We start from the raw sequence: 16,735 nt of genomic DNA on the forward strand, positions 1-16,735 counted from the left end.
GCGACATCGTGATGGACCGAGATAAAGCAAGATCCGCCGCCAAGCGTGACGGCAGGTTCGACACCCTGGTAGCGTTCACCACTGCTTGACTTACAGCGCCGAACTCGTACGGCGCGCCAGCCGCCGCCCCGATATCGACATCGCAGCCCGATCGGGCGAAGATCGTTTCCTGCGAGGAAGGGAAGCCCAGATGGACCTGCTGTTGCCGCTGGCCGAGAAAATCGGTGCCCGTCTCAAGCAACGCAACCAGACCATTGGCATCGCCGAGTCCTCGACCGGCGGCTTGCTGTCGGCCGCGCTGCTCTCGGTTGGCGGTGCCTCGGCCTACTTCCGTGGCGGCGGGGTGATCTACACCGCCTATGCCCGCAAGGCCTTCCTCGATATCCCCAATCCTCTGCCGGCGCCGATCGAACGGGCCTCGACCGAACCTTATGCACGGTTGCTCGCCGACACCGTGCGAACGCGGCTCGATGCAAGCTGGGGCCTCGGCGAAACCGGCGCCACGGGTCCCACCGGCAACCGCTACGGCGACCAGGCCGGTCACACCTGCATCGCGGTGACCGGGGCGAACTACTGCAAGGTGATCACACTGGAAACCGGCAGCACCGATCGCGTCGCCAACATGCGGGCGTTCGGTATCAGGGCGCTGGAACTGCTGGCCGAGGCGATAGCCTGAAACCCGCTCACTGCTTGGGCTGAACGCCCCATAGCCAGGTGAAAGGTGCGGCAACGCAAAGCGCCACACTGCCAAGCCCCCTCACCCAGCTGACCTTGCAACCGACCACGCCAGCCGTGACGACCGGTGATGCGCGTGGCAGATCGCCACCGCCAGCGCATCCGACGCGTCGGCCCGGCCGACCGTGGCGCCGGGCAACAGCCGGCGCACCATCATCGCGACCTGCTCCTTCTCGGCGCCGCCGGTGCCGACCACCGCCAGCTTCACCGTCTTGGCGGCATATTCAGTGACCGGAACACCGGCCAGCGCCGGTGTCAGCAAGGCCACGCCGCGGGCATAACCCAGTTTCAGCGTCGCGGCGCCGTTGCGGTTGACATAGGTCTCCTCGATCGCCGCCTCGGCCGGGCCGTGCAGCGTCAGCAGGGCCATCAGGGCATCGTGCAGAATCTTCAGCCGACCCGGCACCGATACCGTGGCGTCCGTCGCGATCACCCCGTCGGCAACGTGCTTCAGGCGATTGCCGTCGACATCGATCAGGCCCCAGCCAGTAAAACGCAACCCAGGATCGATGCCCAGCAGTCTGACCATTGCGAATCGCGTTCCTCGACCGGCTCACCTAAGGCTTATACGCGCACCACAACACACGCCATGGTATCCATGCCGCGCAAGGCCTGACCGGCCCAGGCCGAAAGCATCAACCGCCCGAGAGCACCACCGATGAACATCTGCGTCGTGACGCCGTATTTCGAGACCGCGGAGGCCTGGATCCGGCAGGCCCACGCCAGCGTCCGCGGCCAGACCGTCCCGGCGCATCACATCCTGGTTTGCGACGGATCGGCGCCGGCCCAGATCGAGGCGTTTCATGGCACCCACATCATCTTGCAGCGTAACTACCGCGACTATGGCAATACCCCCCGCCTGATCGGCTGCTACAACGCGATCACCCACAACGCCGACGCGATCGCCTTCCTCGATGGCGACAACTGGTTTCAACTGGACCACCTCGAGGGTCTGCTGCGGTTCGCCCGCGACAACCGGCTCGATGCCTGCTCATCGGCGCGGACACTGCATCGGATGGATGGATCGTTGATCGCGAAATGTCCGACGGTAACCGGGCGTCCCTACATCGACACCAGTTGTCTGCTGGTGATGCAGTCCGCCTTCCAGCACCTAATCGGCTGGATCCTGCTGGGGCAGACCGTGGCCGCCGAAATGGATCAGCACGTCTGGCGCCACATGCAGACCATGGGCGCTCGGCTCGGTTTCCTGGACAAAGCCACGGTTTGCTACCGCACGCGGCACGCCTCGCACTATCGGCTGATCGGCGAAACCCCGCCGCCGGATGCGATCGACCGCATCGACCTGCACGGCGAGCATTACCACTAGTACTTCGAGTCGTTCATAGTGCGGGGTACAACCGCTTCAGCTTGACGCGGGCATCGGCGGTGGTGAACTGCCAGTCGGCTTTGACATGTTTCTTGTTACGGCTGCCCTCCCATGCGGCGACTTCCTCGGTCAGAGTTTGCTTGTCCGCGATCCGCCGATCGAGGCACTGACCCGACAAGGCGCTGAGCTCGGATTCAGCCATATCCAGCCAACTGCCGTGCTTTGGCGTGTAGTGCCATTCGAACCGCTCCACCAGCCGGCGGGCCTCTGCGGCGGGAAAAGCCTCGTAGAGCGACGCCGGCTTGTGGGTATTGAGATTGTCTTGCATCAGCACGATTTTCTTCGCCTTCGGAAAATTCATGTCGGCTATGGCTTTGAGGATCTGAGCATAATCCACGGCCGTGTGGCGATCTGTCACCTCGACATGGCGCCAGCCTTCCAGGGGGGCGAAGATCATGAACAGATTAGCGGTTCCATTACGCTTATACTCGTAATCGTAGCGTGCCGGTTGCCCAGGCCTGCCAGCGATGGCTACACGCGTTTCGGCGACCAATTGTTTCGAGGTCTCGTCCACGCAGACCACAGGATACTCTGGATCGTGCGGCCTCTGATAAACCTCAAGAACGTCCTCCATTCCGGCTACAAAGGCGGCGTTGGCGTCCGGCGGGATCACCCATTGCTTTTGTAGATGCGGCTTAAGGAGGTTTTTTTTAGCGTCCGCCCGATCGTGTTGTCGCTGGCGCGGTCGACGATCTTCAGTTCGACAACGTGCTCTTCAAGGAGTTGTAGCGTCCACCGCTTGCGACCCTTCGGCGGGTCGGAACAAGCCAGCGCGATCAGTTTAGCCTCGGCGGCTCCGTCGAAAATGCGCGGTCTGGCCGAGGCTGGGGAATGCTTGCGGACCAGAACGGCCTCGAACCCCTCTTCCACCATTTGCTGGCGGGTCCGTGCGACCGTGTCGACGCTGGTATCGAGGGCTGTTGCGATTTGTCTGTCGCTCCAGCCGTCGCCCGCTTGCGCGCTGTCGGCCTTCAACAGAATGCGGGCCCGGGTCAGTTGCCGGGCCGGGTGGTTGCCCGCGTGGATCAGCGTGTTGAGGCGATCCCGCTCCTCTTCGCTGAGCTTCACCACATACCTTTTTCCAGCAAGTCGTTCCGCGATCACGAAGCATCTCCGTCGTTGCGGAACTATCGATTCGAAGAATGGCCGCGAAATCAATGACAGGAGGTACTAGGCTGTGCATGGCACCTGAACCCGGTCCACCCCGCCAGCACTTCCCGCGGTCAGGCCGACAACTTCTGCATTACCGGCTCGGGTATGTCGAAGTTGGCATAGACGTTCTGCACATCGTCGTTTTCCTCCAGCGCGTCCAACAGCTTGAGCACACCGGCCGCGCGATCCTCGTCCAGTGTCACCGAGGTCGTCGGCCGCCAGTCCAGCCGGGCACTTTCCGGCGTGCCGAACCGGGTTTCCAGCGCGTCGCGAACGGCGAAGAAATCCTCGATCGGGCAGGTAACTTCGTGCCCCTCGGGATCGCTTTCGGCATTTTCCGCCCCGGCCTCGATCGCAGCCTCCAGCATATCGTCGGCGCTGGCCGCGGCGGTCGAATAGCGGATCACCCCCAGCCGGCTGAACAGGAAACTGACCGAGTTGGTCTCGCCCAGCGCCCCGCCATACTTGTTGAACGCGGTCCGCACGTCGGACGCGGTGCGGTTGCGGTTATCGGTCAGCGCCTCGACGATGACCGCGACCCCGGCCGGCCCGTATCCCTCATACCGCACGTCCAAATAGTCATCGCCGCCACCCGATCCCGCCGCCTTCTTGATCGCGCGATCCACCGTATCCTTCGGCATGTTCGCCTGCCGCGCCGCCGTCACCGCCGCCCGCAGACGCGGATTGGCGGCCGGGTCCGGCAGCCCGTGGCGGGCCGAGACGGTGATTTCGCGGATCAGCCGAGCGAACTGGCGCGCGCGCCGTGCATCCTGGGCACCTTTGCGGTGCATGATGTTCTTGAACTGGGAATGGCCTGCCATGGGTCGACAATATGCCTGCAAGTGGATGGTGAGGCGCTTCATAGCTTGCCGCGCGCCCCCAGGAAACGGCGAGCGGGAAACGGCGAGCGGGAAACAGAGGGTTGGAAACGGCGACCGCCTATCCTCGCAGGTTACCTTGACGCTTGTGCGCCTCTCCCGACACTCTGCCACGGCGGGGCGCCTGGGGCGCGGGAAGGCTAGGTCATGGCAAGCTTCACGATCCACACGCACGGCCGGCTGCAGGAATGGGTGGCGGAGGAAAACGGTTACTTCGCGGCCGAGGGGCTCACCGATTACGCGCTGTCCTCGCATGGGCTGATTTCCCCGACGCATGCCCGCGCACACGCGGTGCCGGCCATTCCAGACAACCGCCAGGGCGCCTACCAGTCCTATCAACAGGGCCGCGACGCGTCGGTCAGTTGCGCCTGCCACTGGACCGTGAACAAGGCGGCGTCAGCCGAGTTCGGCCGCCTATGGGGCGAATGTTACACCGTCACTCCCTGCGCGATCTTCGTCCCCGCCGGCTCGGCTATCGGCACCCCCGAGGACTTGGCCGACGTCGCGGTGCATGTCGGATACCAGTCCGGCAGCCACTACACCACGATCCAGGCGCTGGAGCCGTTCCTGCCGGCGGACCGGATCAAGCTGGCGTTCGGTGGGTCGCCGGCCGATCGGGTTGATCAACTGCTGGACGGCAGCGCGACGGCCGCCACCGTGTTCGGCGCGCAATACTACCTCATGGAACAGCTTGGCTTCCGCAAGATCGCCGATGCGACCTTCATGATCGCGGCGATGGTGCCGCACCAGGTCGACCTCGCCGATGTCGCCCGTTACTTCGCCGCCTTGCGCCGAGCCCAGATCGATATCGACATCGGCCACCAGCCCTATACGCGATACTTCGCCAACGAGCTGCCGGAACGCCACCGAAATCTGGTCGATGTGCGCCGGTTTGGCCCAGGCGAGCGTCTCGTCTTCGAGCCCTATAGCCGGGCGATGTATGATCGCACCCAGACCTGGATCGACGCGCGCGACATCTTCCCGGGTCAACAGCCGCTACCAAATTCCTATACTGACGCGGTCATCCGGCTGCAGCCAGCAGAGTAGACGGGCCTGTACCTAAACAGCCGGCATCGCCCGTGCCAGCCGCCCGCCCAGGCGCACCGGTTCGACCCGACGCGCCAGGCCGCTGACGTCGTCGGTTTCGACATAAACGCCGCATACGGTTGCCTCGCCTTCTGCCGGCCCCAGTTTCTCGCCCGGCATCTTGCGCCAGAAGCGCAGCGTCGCCCCGTCCTTGGCCATGCCGATCACGCTGTCATAGTCGCCGCACATCCCGGCGTCCGATTGAAACGCCGTGCCGCCCGGCAGGATCTGCGCATCCGCCGTGGGGCAATGGGTGTGGGTGCCCACCACGAACGACACCTGGCCGTCGAAGCCGTGCGCGTAAGCCATCTTTTCGCTGCTGGCCTCGGCATGGAAATCGGCGACGATCGCCTGCACCGACGCACCCAGCCGAGAGCGCGCCAAAAGCTCCGACGTACCGCGGAACGGGCAGTCCAGCGGATCCATATACAGCCGCCCCATCGCCTGCAGCACCAGCGCCTTGCGGCCATCCGGCAAGGTCACCACTACTGACCCGCTGCCGGGAGTGCCGGGCGGAAAATTCAGCGGCCGCAATAGCCGCGGTGTCTCGGCAATGTAGGGGATGATCTCTTTGCGGTCCCACGCATGGTTGCCAAGAGTGATGACGTCGGCACCGGCGGCGAACAGCGCCCGCGCCATCTCCGGCGCCAAGCCAAACCCGTGCGAGGCATTTTCGGCGTTGACCACCGCGAGGTCGATGCCCAGGTCGCGACGCAGGTCAGGCAGCCTGGCCGCGACCGCCTCGCGACCCGACCGTCCCAGCACATCTCCCAGAAACAATATCCTCACGTCAGCTCCCGCACCGGATGATGCCGTTCTCCGTCGCCACGGCATCCAGACGCATGTCGTAGGGGCCAATCGGCACGGCGTCCACCTGTTGCGCGGCAAAGCCGCAACCGAGGCGGAAGCGGTCTGGCAACGCAGCCAGGGTGCGGTCGTAGAAACCGCCGCCATAGCCCAGGCGCCCGCCGGCGACGTCGAAAGCCAGTAGCGGAACCAATAGCATGTCCGGAACGACTTCCTCACCGATCGGGCGCATGGTGCCGAACCGCTCCGCCACCAGCACGTCACCGGGGTGCCAGGCTCGGAATGTCAAAGCCTCGCCGCGCCGCGGCGTGACGGGCAGCGCTATTTTGCAGCCTCGATCATGCAGCGCATGCAGCAGCGGCCGGATGTCGATTTCGTCGCCGATCGGCCAGAACCCGGACACGATTTTGGCCGAAACGGAATTGCCCCGGACACCAGGTCCGAAGACGCCAGACCGGAACACGCCGGGGCCGAATCCGGCTGAAAAATCACCCAGCACATGCCCGGCCAACGCCCTGCCGGCGGCTTGGCCATCCAGGCCAAGACGGCGCCGTAACGCCGACTCGCGCGCCGCTCGCTTCGCGGCCCCGAGTTCATTCGTCATGATTGAGAGAGGGTGCGCGGAGCCACCATAGCCGTTGGCGTATCATCCTCCCAGAGCCTGCTTGTGCAGGTGGGTGCCAGATACCGAGACCAGGATCCCGACAGCGCCAGCTCCCTAGGGAGATGCTTACTGGCCCCGGGGATGAGTTACCTGACGCACCGGGTAGCCCCGCGACACGGTAATTGGGGGTCCGCGGCACAATAAGCAAGCCGAGTTCGCATCTGGTCATTGTTTTGCTGGGCCCTGCGCGGCATCGCCCGCTACTTGGTCTCCAGCCCCTCGGCGATCTCCTCGGCGCGCTTCGCCATGCGCGCCAGCTTGCGGCCAAGCCTCGGATCGGCGCCCGGAGTGCCGGCTTCGGCGGTGCGCAGCTTTGTGCGAAGCTCGAAGATATCGTCCGCCATGAGCAGCGCGGCCATCACCAGCATACGGGCTTCCCCGCTGGGTCCCGAGGCGACGCGCACACCTTCGATACGCCGGCTTACCTCGGCGCCCATGGCATCCAGGTGCCTCTCTTCGCCGTCCTTGCAGCCGATCGTGTAGGCATATCCGTTGATGCGAAGCGTCACCTGCGCCATCGCGCCGCTCTCCCCTGTCTGGTTCTGGTGTCTGGTTCTGGCCCATGTCCAATGCCGGCCGGTTTCACGCTACTGTCTGGTCCATTGCGGCGCGCTTTACCCCGGTTTGCCGAGCGCCGCCCGCAGCCGCCCAATCAGCGAGTCGAGCCGATCGGCAATCTCGGGGATCGACAGGTCGGAGTCCATCGCAGGCGGGTTCGCCGGCGCCGGCTGCACCAACGCCAGGTTGGCGATACGCTCCAGCGCGGCCTCCAGCCGATCCGCCGCAGCCTCCGGATTCTCAGGCTCGTCCGCCATGTCCGCCTCTGTCATATTCACTTCTGATGCCGCTTGAAATGAACGCGGTCAAACACTTTGAACGTCTATCATGATTATTCATCCGGCGGTGATCGTCCACGGGGAGGCACAGGCGCGGGCGGCGCTGGCCCCCGGACTGCCGGTAACGCTGCTGTCCGCGCCGGGTGCCGCGATGTTCGCCGGCTGCCTTTGGTGGCGAGAAATCGTTGCGCTGGCTCGCGCCAGCTACCCGCTGATCCCGGCAATCGACATCTTGGACTGCGCCGACGCATCCGGCCTGGCAATGGCGGCACTGCGCAGCGGGGCCTGTCGCCTGGTGCTGGCCCCGGGCGCCCCAGGCTGGGACGCGGTCGCCGCCGTGGCAGATCGCCAGGGCGGCTTCGTCCTATCCCAGCCGCCGGCGGCGCTCGACCTTGCGCAGCGCAACGCCACAAGGCAATTGGCCCCCTGGCTGCGGGATCGCGAACCCGGATCGATGTGACAGAGCCGGCGCTTTGGTCTAGTAATTCCCCATAATTTCCCAGCTTCATTTCGACCGGAGCCCCAATTCATGGCTGCTGCGGACGACGGCGACTCCGACCGGTGCCGCGTCTATCTGATTACGCCCCCCGCGCTGGACCCGGTGCCGTTCGCCGATCTGTTGGCAGCCGCGCTGGACGCCGACGACGTGGCGGCGGTGCAGCTTCGGCTGAAACAGGTCAGCGACGAAACCTGGCTGCGCGCCATCGACGCGCTGATGCCGGTCTGCCAGGCGCGCGGCGTCGCCTTGCTGTTGAACGACCGTGTCGACCTGGTGAAGCGGACCGGCTGCGACGGCGCCCATGTCGGCCAGGACGACATGCCAGCCCAACAGGCCAGGCGGCTGCTCGGCCCCGACCTGACGCTAGGCGTCACCTGCAAGGGTAGTCGCGACCTGGCGATGCAGGCCGGCGAGGACGGCGCCGATTATGTCGCCTTCGGCGCATTCCATCCGTCCAACACCAAGACGGTGACCAACCTGCTCGACCCCGAGATTCTGCGCTGGTGGTCCGAGATGATAGAGCTTCCCAGCTGCGCAATCGGCGGGATTACCGCGGAGAATTGTGCCCCGCTGGTGCAGGCCGGTGCCGATTTCCTGGCCGTGGTCGGCTGCGTCTGGAACCATCCCGATGGGCCGGCGGCCGGGGTCAAGGCACTGAACGCGGCAATCCGGCAAGCCTGACGTCGCCCCCGGTCAGGCGGCGGCCTCTGCTGGTGTTTCCCTGCTTTCCACCAGGCGTTGCACCGCCGGATAGTCGATTTTGCCCGGCCCCAGCAAAGGCAGCTTGTCGACCACCATCACCCCACGCGGAACCCCGATTTCGCTCAGGCCGCGTTCGCGCGCAGCGGCCAGCAACGCCCGTGTGTCGGCGTCGGATTGGGTCGTGACCAGCAACAGCTTCTCGCCCTTTCGCGCGTCCGGCAGCGCGATCACGGCGTGCGCGGCGTCGGTCCAGACGGCACCAACCAGCGCCTCGGCCGCCGCCAGGGACACCATCTCGCCGCCGATCTTTGCGAAACGTTTTGCCCGCCCCTGGATCGCCAGGAAGCCGGCCGGGTCGATCGTAACGATATCACCGGTGTCGTACCAACCCTCGGGCGGCGGCTGCAACTCGCACGGCGCCTCGGCGCGCAGATAGCCCAGCATCACGTTGGGTCCGCGAACCCATAGCCGGCCGCCCGCGTCGATGCCGGGCACAGGTTCAAGCCGAGCCTCAATTCCGGGCAGCAAACGCCCGACCGAACCTTCGCGCGTGACAGCCCAGGTGCTCAGCGCCAGCACAGGAGCGGCCTCGGTGACGCCGTAGCCCTCGAAGATCGGCTTCTTGAAGTAGTCCATGTAAGCGGTTCGGGTTTCTGGGCGCAGCCTTTCGGCTCCGGCGAAGATGTAGCGCAGCGACTGGAAGTCGAGCGGGTTGGCCTTGCGGGCGTAGCCGGTCAGGAACGTGTCGGTGCCGAACATGATGGTCGATTGCTCTGCGTAGACCATTTCCGGCACCAGCTTGTAGTGCAGCGGCGACGGATACAGGAACCCGCGCACCCCATACATCAACGGCAGCAGCATGCCGGTCATGCCAAAGGCATGAAACATCGGCAGCGCGTTGAACACCCGGTCCGTCGGGTTGAAATCCACCACCGAACGCAACTGAAGACAGTTTGCCAGCAGCGCCCGATGGCTATGGACGACGCCTTTAGGCGTGCCCTCCGACCCCGAGGTGAACAGCACCAGCGCGGCCGCCCCGGCGTCCACGCCGGCTCCAGGTAGGCGTTCGGGCCGTTGTGCGGACAGCATGCCACGCAGCTTGTCGATCATGCTAATGCCGGCCCGCACATCTTCAAGATAAATCAGACGAACTTTTCCCGTGAGCGTGTCCACCAGGCTTTCGAGCCGGGCTTTCTCCACCGCCCGGCGCGAGGTCAGTATGGTCTCGATACCGGCGGCGGCACAGCACGACAGCATGGCGTCGGCCCCGGCGGTAAAATTCATCATCGCCGGCACCCGGGCCTGCGACTGCAGCGCGAAGAAGGTGATCGCGGCGCCCACCGCGTTCGGCAGCATGATGCCGACATGCTGACCAGCCTCGGTCAGCGCCGCCAGCTTCTGCCCCAGCACCACGGCTCCGAGGACCAGCCGGCGGTAGCTCAGCTCGGTCACGCTGTTGCCGCCGCCGGTCGGGTTCGGAACGATATCGGCGATGATCGGCAGGCCTCGGTCATAGAGATCGGCCGCCCTCAGCAGGGCGGCGAACAGGCTCTGCGTCAGGCGTTCAGGGCGGAACGCCGCATCGACCATGATGTCCTGCATCAGCCGCCCGAGCGCCGCGCGACGGATCCGGCCCTTCGACGCCGGAACCCCGAGACGCACCGGCGGCAGCACAGTCAGCTCCAGGCTGGGAAACCAGCGCAGCCTCAGCTTGCTCCGCATCCGCGAAGTCTTGTGGAACTGCAGACCGTCGATGCGGACCGGAATCACCGCGGCGCCGGCGCGGTCGGCGATCATGCCCGGACCGTCATAGATTTTCATCAGCCCGCCGGTCAGGGTGATGCGGCCTTCCGGGAAAATCGCCAGGCGGCGGCCCTCGCGCACCGCTTTCACCATGTCGCGGATCGCCAGCGGACTGCGCGGATCGATCGGGAAGATGTCGATGACTTGCTTCAGGAACCAGAACCGCCGCGCCTGCTCGGTGTCGATGGCGAACACCAGTTCGCCGGGCACGAACGCCGCCACCAGGCAGCCGTCGAGGAAGGACTGATGGTTGATCACCAGGATCGACCGTTCGCCGGCCTGTGCGAGGTTGGCCAGCCCACTGACCCGGGTTTCGTGAAATGCGCGGAAATACCACCGCAACAGCGTGCGGAACACCGATTGCGGCAGCAGCCGGACGATCCACAGCGCAACCACCAGGTTCAACGCGGCGGCGATCCCCAGTACATGCGGCGCCGATACGCCGGCGGCGGAACAGGCGGCGACGAAGCCGGCACCCAGCACCATCAGCACGGCATTGGCGATATTGTTCGCCGCGATGGTGCGGGCTCGGTGCGAGGGCTGCGACTGCTGCTGGATGATGGCGTAGAGCGGCACCGAATACGCCCCGCCGCAAGCCGCCAACAACAGCAGATCGACCAGCATGCGCCACCCGGTTAACGACCGCAGCACCGCTGGCACGGTGGTCAGGCCCAGACCCGATCCGTGCATCACCGCGGCGCCAAAATCCCAGGTGAACAGGGTTATCCCAAGCGCTGCAAACGGCACCAGCCGGGCACTGACCTCGCCGCGCAGCAGCCGCGCGCACAGCATCGACCCAACACCGACGCCGATCGCGAACATCGTCAGCAGCAGCGTGACCACCTGTCCCTGAGCGCCCAGCTCGTCGCGGGCAATGGTGGGAAACTCCGCCAGCAGGGTGGCACCGATCGCCCAGAACCAGCTCAGGCCGAGGATCGACAGCCAGACCGGGCGGTTGCCGGCGGCCTGGCGCGTCACCGACACGGTTTCACGCAGGATGTTCCAGCCGATCCGCACGGTATGGTCGGCCGGGGGCGCCGCGGGAATGCCGAAAGCGGTCGCCAGCCCAAGCACCGATACCGCGACTCCGCCGGCGGCGACGATCGCCGGACCGCCGTTGAGCAACGCCAGCCCACCGCCGGCGACGGTGCCGGCAAGGATGGCAAGAAAGGTGGTTGCCTCGATCAATCCATTGCCGGCGACCAGTTCGTCGCCCCGCAGATGGTCCGGCAGGATGCCGTATTTCAGCGGCCCGAACATCGTCGCCTGCACGCCGAGACCGAACAGCACGGCCAGCAGGCCAGGCACGCTGCCCGCGATGAAGGCATACGCCGCGAGCCCCATCAGCAGCACCTCGGCGAACTTGGTCACCCGGATCAGGCGCGATTTGTCGAACCTGTCAGCCAGTTGGCCGGCGGTGGCCGACAGCAGCGCGTAGGGGGCGATGAACAAGGCCCCGGCCAGGGCGGCGAGACCCGCGCCCCCGGCGTTCAGTCGGAAGATGGCCAGCACGACCATCGCGTTCTTGACCAGGTTGTCGTTGAACGCGCCGCAGGTCTGGGACAGGCAGAGCGGACCCAGGCGGCGGGATAGCAGCAATGCTTTCATGGCTCGGTCCTGAGGCAAGAGGCGATGTCCGGAGCTGATTCCCGGGTCAAGTAACGGTATTAAGTCAGGCACCCGAAGCAAGCCGGAGCGGTTCGGCGATGGTTCGGTCCTGGCCGCGAAACCACAGCCGGATCGTCACCCGCGGCGACGATCCGGCGCCGGACTTCGCCTCCAATTGGATCAGGTGGGAGTCGTTGTCGTCGAAGTGAAACCGGCCGGCAGGATCGGTTTTGGTACGGGCTTTCTCTACCTGTGTTACGAAGTCATGCACCGAAAGGATCACTGTCGCGTCGGCGACCGGATGGCCGGCGGCATCAAGCACGCGGCCTCGCAGCAGGCCATGGGCGTGCAGGCCGACATAGACGTTCCATCCGGCGATGGCGACCACCAGGATGGCCGGAACGATGAAGAACCGGCTGAGCAGGATCCGTCGCCAAGTCGTGTTCCAATTGCTCATGCCGTATTCCCGTTGCTCATCCCTTGGTCGCCCCGGTCGTCAGCCCACGCATGAAGGCGGACTGCGCCATCAGGAACACCAGCAGGCCCGGCGCCAGAACCATCACGACGAAGGCATACAGCGCGCCGGTAGTGTCCTCCATGTAGGACAGGAAGCGAGCGAGACCGAGCGGCAGGGTCTGCATGTCGGGTGAACGGGTGATGATCAGCGGCCAGAGGAAGTTGTTCCACGACCAGATGAAGGACAGCACCACGTTGGTGGCGATCGCCGGGGTGGACAGCGGCAGCATGACCCGCAGCAGGATGCGCAGCTCACCCAGCCCGTCGATCCGGGCGGCGTCGATCAGCGACCGCGGTACCGCATCGAAGCTGGCCTTGAAGATGAAAATGCAGACGATGGTGGAAAGCAGCGGCAGCGCCAAGCCGAGGTAGGAATCGAGCAGCCCCAGATGGGCGGTGATCAGGTAGGCCGGAATGATGGTTGCCTGGAACGGGATCAGCGTGCAGGACAGCAGCAGCACGATCACCGACCGGCGGCCGACGAACGGCTGGGTCAGCGCGTAACCGGCCATGGCGTTCAGCACCAGGTTGCCGCCCACCGCGATCAGCGAGACCACCACGCTGTTGAACAGATAACGCGGAAACGGAATCAGGTACCAGACATCGACAAAGTTGAATAGTTGCGGCCGCACCGGCAACAGATGCGGCGGATACTCATAGATGTTTTCGCTGGTGATGGCGGTCTTCACCAGCCAGTAGAATGGCGCCAGCATGATGACCGAGATCACCACCAACGCCGCGTGGCGCAGCGCGTGCCTCATTCGATCGCCCCCGCATTGCCGCCGACGGCGCGGTGGGCGATCCAGGTCAGCACCAGCAGCATGGCGAACTGCGCGACGGTCAGCGCGGCGGCATAGTCGAACCGGGTGGACCCGAACCCTTGCTTGTAGATGTGGGTGATCAGCAATTCGGTGGCATGGCCAGGGCCGCCATTTGTCATGATGTAGATCAGGTCGAAGGCGGAAAACGAATTCAGCATGCCGATCACCAGGCAGAGGAACAGTGCCGGCCGCAGCATCGGCAGCGTAATACGGAAGAAGCGGGCCCAGCCGGGGGCACCGTCGACCCGGGCGGCCTCGTACAAATGCGGCGGGATGTTCTGCAGCCCCGACAACAGCACGATCATGAAGAAGCCCAACACCTGCCAGGTATTGGCGACGATGGTGCTGGGCAGCGCCCAGCCGAACGAGTCCAGGAAGGCGATCGGATGATCGATCACACCCAACGAGCGCAGGACATAATTGATCAGCCCGCCACGCTCGTTGTACATCCAGTGCCAGATGATCGCCACCGCGACGGTCATCAGTGGATAGGACAGGAAGACGATCGTGCGGTAGACGCTGGCACCCTTGAGGTCGCTGTTGACCAGCAGCGCCACGCCCAGCGCCAGGGCAATGGCAATCGGCTGCGAGGCCAGGAAGATCAGCGTGTTCCATAGCGCCTGCCAGAACACGTCGTCGTCGTTCAGCATTTCGTTGTAGTTGTCCCAGCCGACCCAAGTCGCCGGACGCAGCGGCGACCACCTTTCGAACGACAGCACGACGTTCCAGATCAACGGCAGGATACGATAGACCAGAAAGATCAATAGCGACGGCGCCAGGAAGCAGGCGACGACGGCGATACGCTTGGTCGAGCGCCGCCCGGACGTCACGCCCGCCTCAATTCGCGGGCGACCTTCCTGGTTGCGTCGTCCATCGCCCGCTTGGCATCCTTGCGCCCAAGCAGCGCATTTTGCAGTTCGGGATAGAATGCCTCCTTGATGCGGCTGTCGTTCGGCAGCGGCCAGTTGCCGGTCAGCTTGTCGGTGTGCTCGAGCTGGGTCTTCAGCACGCGGTAGGCCAGCGGTTCCTGCGTCCGCAGCCGCGCCATCAGTGCGTCGTCCACCTCGGTGTAGGCGGTCAGCACGCGGCGGGTGTCGGCCATCGACTGGGCCTGTTTGCGCGCGGTGCAGAATTCCACGAACGACCAAGCCAGATCCGGATCCTTGGTGCCCTTGGAGATGGCGTAGCCGTGCAGCGTCGGCACCGACCAGTTGCCGGGCAGTTCGGCGACGCCGAGGGTGTCGGCGTTGATCCAGGCCCCCTGGCCCTTGAGGAAAAAGTAAGCCGGAGCGTGGGCGTTCAGCATGCCGACCTGACCCGATGCGAACGCGCCCAGCGGTTCCACCCAGCGGCCGGTCCAGGAAATCTTGTTGATCGCGGTGCCGGCGGTGGCCTTGGCCAGGCGCTGGACCGTTTCCACCATGGCGGGCGTGTTGAAGGCAGGCTGCTTCAGGTCGGGGGTCAGCAGTTCGACCCCGTTCATGCGGATCAGCGCCCAGTACAGCCAGTCGAAGTTCAAGGTCAGGAAGCCGGTCTGGTCACCGCCGCCGGCGCCGATCTTTTCCGCCTGGTTCATTAGCTCGTCGAAGCTGGACGCCGGGGTGGTGATGCCGGCCTTCTCGAACAGCGGCTTGTTGGTGAACAGCAGGGTCTTGGCGACATAGAACGGCACCAGCCAGTTCTTGCCTTGCCACACCCAGTTGTTCAGGTATTCGGTATTGAAGCGCGCCTTCACGTCGGCATGCGCGGCCAGGTACGGCGTCAGGTCTAGCAGCGCACAAGCGCGGCGTATTCGATGCCAATGCCGCCCTGCAGATCGACCACGTCCGGCGGTGTGCCGGCGATCAACTGGGTCTGATAGAACGGCATCAGGTCGGGACCCTTCTTGTCCAGCCACTCGATCTCGACCCCTGGATGCAGCTTGGCGAAATCGGCGAACCAGGTCTTGAACAGCTCGGCCTGGTCGATGATGTTCCAGGTAAGGAACGTCACTTCTTGCTGGTCTGCGCGATCGACGGTCTCGCCAGAACGCTGGCCGCGGCGGTGGCGGCGGAAGCCGCCAGCATGGTGCGTCGTTTCATGGTTGTTGTCTCCCTGGCCGATTGATGCCTGTTTCAGACACCCTTGCTTCAGACACCCTTGCTTCAGGCGCCGTTGCTTCAGGCGCCGTTGCTTGAGGCGTCCCTTGCCTCAGGCGCCGGCCGGTGGCGCGGTCGAACAGGTGCACGGTCCCGGGGTCGACCATCAGGGTCAGCCGCTCGCCGGCGCGGCGGATGCTGCGCGGCGGCAGCCGGGCCGCGATCTCCGTCTCATTCACCAGGAACGTGACCAGCGTGTCGGCGCCAAGCGGCTCGACGCTCAGCGCCGTGCCGTGCAGGCAGCAGCCGGTCGGCGTCTGGCTCCAGATCAGGCTCTCGGGGCGGATGCCGCACAGTATGTCGGCGGCGGCCTCCAGCGGGTTCGGCAATTGCGTGCCGTCTTCCAGTGTGATGCGCCGATTCTCCAGCCTGGCCGGCAGCAGGTTCATCGCCGGCGCACCGATGAAGCCGGCGACGAAGGCGGTGGCCGGGGTCTCGTACACCTCTTCCGGCGTGCCGACCTGCTCGATGCGGCCGTGATTGAGGATGACGATGCGGTCGGCCAGCGTCATCGCCTCGACCTGGTCGTGAGTGACGTAGATCGTGGTGGTCGGCACCGCGGCACGCAGCTTGCGCAGTTCGGTGCGCATCTGCACCCGCAGCTTGGCATCCAGGTTGGACAGCGGTTCGTCGAACAGGAACAGCTTGGGGTCGCGCACGATGGCACGGCCCATCGCCACCCGCTGACGCTGGCCGCCGGACAATTGACGCGGCGTGCGCTGCAGCAGGGGTTCGATTTCCAGCATGCGGGCGACCTCGGTCACCCGGCGGCCGATATCGGTGCGCCGGACATGGCGATAGCGCAGCGCGAAGGCCATGTTGTCGGCCACCGTCATGTGCGGATACAGCGCGTAGTCCTGGAACACCATGGCGATGTCGCGGTCTTTTGGCTCGCGCTGGGTGACGATGGTGCCGTCGATGACGATATCCCCTGAGGTGGGTTCCTCGAGCCCGGCAATCATCCGCAGGATGGTGCTCTTGCCGCAGCCGCTGGGGCCGACGAGGACGACGAACTCGTGCTCCGAAACCGCCAAATCGACGCCCGGCACCACTTCCACGGGGCCGAAATTCTTGCGCAGGTTGCGCAGTTCCAACGTCGCCAA

General features: G+C 65.1%; 19 protein-coding genes and 1 other RNA gene. 5 read left to right on the forward strand and 15 right to left on the reverse strand.

Features of this window, described 5'->3' with window-relative positions:
• Positions 1 to 190 precede the first annotated feature (190 nt).
• Positions 191 to 676 carry a CinA family protein gene (locus tag ACQY4Y_RS01555; RefSeq protein ID WP_428488813.1) on the forward strand — a complete coding sequence of 162 codons (486 nt, stop codon included), beginning with the start codon at positions 191 to 193 and terminating at the stop codon, positions 674 to 676.
• Between the two features lie 81 nt (positions 677 to 757).
• Here the strand turns inward: ACQY4Y_RS01555 and ruvC are convergent, their stop codons facing one another.
• Positions 758 to 1,264 (reverse strand): crossover junction endodeoxyribonuclease RuvC, encoded by a 507-nt coding sequence (gene ruvC / locus ACQY4Y_RS01560; RefSeq protein WP_428488814.1) that lies wholly within the window; start codon positions 1,262 to 1,264, stop codon positions 758 to 760.
• Between the two features lie 129 nt (positions 1,265 to 1,393).
• On the opposite strand from ruvC, the gene ACQY4Y_RS01565 reads away from it, so the two are divergent.
• Entirely contained in the window at positions 1,394 to 2,062 is a 669-nt protein-coding gene (locus ACQY4Y_RS01565; RefSeq protein ID WP_428488815.1) for a glycosyltransferase, read from the forward strand.
• Positions 2,063 to 2,075: 13 nt separating this feature from the next.
• Here the strand turns inward: ACQY4Y_RS01565 and ACQY4Y_RS01570 are convergent.
• A protein-coding gene (locus tag ACQY4Y_RS01570) for an IS630 family transposase (RefSeq protein ID WP_428490713.1) occupies positions 2,076 to 3,223 on the reverse strand; the annotation gives its coding sequence in 2 pieces (ribosomal slippage) (positions 2,076 to 2,764 and positions 2,764 to 3,223; 1,149 coding nt in all).
• A gap of 122 nt (positions 3,224 to 3,345) precedes the next feature.
• Entirely contained in the window at positions 3,346 to 4,095 is a 750-nt protein-coding gene (locus ACQY4Y_RS01575) for a YebC/PmpR family DNA-binding transcriptional regulator (RefSeq protein WP_428488816.1), read from the reverse strand.
• A gap of 204 nt (positions 4,096 to 4,299) precedes the next feature.
• Between ACQY4Y_RS01575 and ACQY4Y_RS01580 the strand changes: the two genes are divergently transcribed.
• Positions 4,300 to 5,199: a hypothetical protein gene (locus tag ACQY4Y_RS01580; RefSeq protein ID WP_428488817.1), complete on the forward strand. Its 900-nt coding sequence runs from the start codon at positions 4,300 to 4,302 to the stop codon at positions 5,197 to 5,199.
• 12 nt (positions 5,200 to 5,211) lie between these two features.
• Here the strand turns inward: ACQY4Y_RS01580 and ACQY4Y_RS01585 are convergent, their stop codons facing one another.
• The 5 genes from ACQY4Y_RS01585 to ACQY4Y_RS01605 all read right to left on the reverse strand — a co-directional run bounded on the left by ACQY4Y_RS01585 (position 5,212) and on the right by ACQY4Y_RS01605 (position 7,524).
• On the reverse strand, positions 5,212 to 6,027 hold the full coding sequence (locus ACQY4Y_RS01585) for a TIGR00282 family metallophosphoesterase (protein ID WP_428488818.1): 816 nt from the start codon (positions 6,025 to 6,027) through the stop codon (positions 5,212 to 5,214).
• Between the two features lies 1 nt (position 6,028).
• Positions 6,029 to 6,649 carry a 5-formyltetrahydrofolate cyclo-ligase gene (locus tag ACQY4Y_RS01590; protein WP_428488819.1) on the reverse strand — a complete coding sequence of 207 codons (621 nt, stop codon included), beginning with the start codon at positions 6,647 to 6,649 and terminating at the stop codon, positions 6,029 to 6,031.
• 15 nt (positions 6,650 to 6,664) lie between these two features.
• Positions 6,665 to 6,821, reverse strand: a non-coding RNA gene (gene ssrS / locus ACQY4Y_RS01595) — 6S RNA.
• Positions 6,822 to 6,909: 88 nt separating this feature from the next.
• On the reverse strand, positions 6,910 to 7,227 hold the full coding sequence (locus ACQY4Y_RS01600) for a cell division protein ZapA (RefSeq protein WP_428488820.1): 318 nt from the start codon (positions 7,225 to 7,227) through the stop codon (positions 6,910 to 6,912).
• 96 nt (positions 7,228 to 7,323) lie between these two features.
• Positions 7,324 to 7,524: a hypothetical protein gene (locus tag ACQY4Y_RS01605; protein ID WP_428488821.1), complete on the reverse strand. Its 201-nt coding sequence runs from the start codon at positions 7,522 to 7,524 to the stop codon at positions 7,324 to 7,326.
• A gap of 70 nt (positions 7,525 to 7,594) precedes the next feature.
• Here ACQY4Y_RS01605 and ACQY4Y_RS01610 point away from each other — a divergent pair, with 70 nt between their 5' ends.
• Both ACQY4Y_RS01610 and thiE read left to right on the forward strand, forming a co-directional pair.
• Positions 7,595 to 8,005, forward strand: a complete 411-nt coding sequence (locus ACQY4Y_RS01610) for a hypothetical protein (RefSeq protein WP_428488822.1) — start codon at positions 7,595 to 7,597, stop codon at positions 8,003 to 8,005.
• Between the two features lie 69 nt (positions 8,006 to 8,074).
• Positions 8,075 to 8,725: a thiamine phosphate synthase gene (gene thiE, locus ACQY4Y_RS01615; RefSeq protein WP_428488823.1), complete on the forward strand. Its 651-nt coding sequence runs from the start codon at positions 8,075 to 8,077 to the stop codon at positions 8,723 to 8,725.
• 12 nt (positions 8,726 to 8,737) lie between these two features.
• On the opposite strand, the gene ACQY4Y_RS01620 is transcribed toward thiE, so the two are convergent.
• The 7 genes from ACQY4Y_RS01620 to ACQY4Y_RS01650 form a co-directional block, all read right to left on the reverse strand.
• The gene (locus ACQY4Y_RS01620; RefSeq protein ID WP_428488824.1) at positions 8,738 to 12,157 is read right to left on the reverse strand and encodes an acyl-[ACP]--phospholipid O-acyltransferase; all 3,420 of its coding nucleotides are present in this window, start codon (positions 12,155 to 12,157) and stop codon (positions 8,738 to 8,740) included.
• A 64-nt stretch (positions 12,158 to 12,221) separates the two neighbouring features.
• On the reverse strand, positions 12,222 to 12,614 hold the full coding sequence (locus ACQY4Y_RS01625; RefSeq protein ID WP_428488825.1) for a carboxypeptidase-like regulatory domain-containing protein: 393 nt from the start codon (positions 12,612 to 12,614) through the stop codon (positions 12,222 to 12,224).
• A 16-nt stretch (positions 12,615 to 12,630) separates the two neighbouring features.
• Positions 12,631 to 13,434, reverse strand: a complete 804-nt coding sequence (locus ACQY4Y_RS01630; protein WP_428488826.1) for a carbohydrate ABC transporter permease — start codon at positions 13,432 to 13,434, stop codon at positions 12,631 to 12,633.
• Positions 13,431 to 14,324 (reverse strand): carbohydrate ABC transporter permease, encoded by an 894-nt coding sequence (locus ACQY4Y_RS01635; RefSeq protein WP_428488827.1) that lies wholly within the window; start codon positions 14,322 to 14,324, stop codon positions 13,431 to 13,433. The genes ACQY4Y_RS01630 and ACQY4Y_RS01635 overlap by 4 nt, the downstream gene beginning before the upstream one ends.
• The gene (locus ACQY4Y_RS01640; protein ID WP_428488828.1) at positions 14,321 to 15,229 is read right to left on the reverse strand and encodes an extracellular solute-binding protein; all 909 of its coding nucleotides are present in this window, start codon (positions 15,227 to 15,229) and stop codon (positions 14,321 to 14,323) included. Before ACQY4Y_RS01640 ends, ACQY4Y_RS01635 begins: the two co-directional genes overlap by 4 nt.
• A gap of 32 nt (positions 15,230 to 15,261) precedes the next feature.
• Positions 15,262 to 15,486 (reverse strand): extracellular solute-binding protein, encoded by a 225-nt coding sequence (locus ACQY4Y_RS01645; protein ID WP_428488829.1) that lies wholly within the window; start codon positions 15,484 to 15,486, stop codon positions 15,262 to 15,264.
• An 85-nt stretch (positions 15,487 to 15,571) separates the two neighbouring features.
• Positions 15,572 to 16,735 (reverse strand): ABC transporter ATP-binding protein, encoded by a 1,164-nt coding sequence (locus tag ACQY4Y_RS01650; RefSeq protein ID WP_428488830.1) that lies wholly within the window; start codon positions 16,733 to 16,735, stop codon positions 15,572 to 15,574.

Source organism: Rhodopila sp. (assembly GCF_965277165.1).
In the GTDB taxonomy this organism is placed as follows: Bacteria; Pseudomonadota; Alphaproteobacteria; order Acetobacterales; family Acetobacteraceae; genus Rhodopila.

Bases quoted from the DNA above. Each gene is read 5' to 3' on its own strand.
- ACQY4Y_RS01555 (WP_428488813.1), top strand. From the start codon at position 191: ATGGACCTGCTGTTGCCGCTGGCCGAGAAAATCGGTGCCCGTCTCAAG.
- ruvC (WP_428488814.1), bottom strand. From the start codon at position 1,264: ATGGTCAGACTGCTGGGCATCGATCCTGGGTTGCGTTTTACTGGCTGG.
- ACQY4Y_RS01565 (WP_428488815.1), top strand. From the start codon at position 1,394: ATGAACATCTGCGTCGTGACGCCGTATTTCGAGACCGCGGAGGCCTGG.
- ACQY4Y_RS01575 (WP_428488816.1), bottom strand. From the start codon at position 4,095: ATGGCAGGCCATTCCCAGTTCAAGAACATCATGCACCGCAAAGGTGCC.
- ACQY4Y_RS01580 (WP_428488817.1), top strand. From the start codon at position 4,300: ATGGCAAGCTTCACGATCCACACGCACGGCCGGCTGCAGGAATGGGTG.
- ACQY4Y_RS01590 (WP_428488819.1), bottom strand. From the start codon at position 6,649: ATGACGAATGAACTCGGGGCCGCGAAGCGAGCGGCGCGCGAGTCGGCG.
- ACQY4Y_RS01600 (WP_428488820.1), bottom strand. From the start codon at position 7,227: ATGGCGCAGGTGACGCTTCGCATCAACGGATATGCCTACACGATCGGC.
- ACQY4Y_RS01605 (WP_428488821.1), bottom strand. From the start codon at position 7,524: ATGGCGGACGAGCCTGAGAATCCGGAGGCTGCGGCGGATCGGCTGGAG.
- ACQY4Y_RS01610 (WP_428488822.1), top strand. From the start codon at position 7,595: ATGATTATTCATCCGGCGGTGATCGTCCACGGGGAGGCACAGGCGCGG.
- thiE (WP_428488823.1), top strand. From the start codon at position 8,075: ATGGCTGCTGCGGACGACGGCGACTCCGACCGGTGCCGCGTCTATCTG.
- ACQY4Y_RS01620 (WP_428488824.1), bottom strand. From the start codon at position 12,157: ATGAAAGCATTGCTGCTATCCCGCCGCCTGGGTCCGCTCTGCCTGTCC.
- ACQY4Y_RS01625 (WP_428488825.1), bottom strand. From the start codon at position 12,614: ATGAGCAATTGGAACACGACTTGGCGACGGATCCTGCTCAGCCGGTTC.
- ACQY4Y_RS01630 (WP_428488826.1), bottom strand. From the start codon at position 13,434: ATGAGGCACGCGCTGCGCCACGCGGCGTTGGTGGTGATCTCGGTCATC.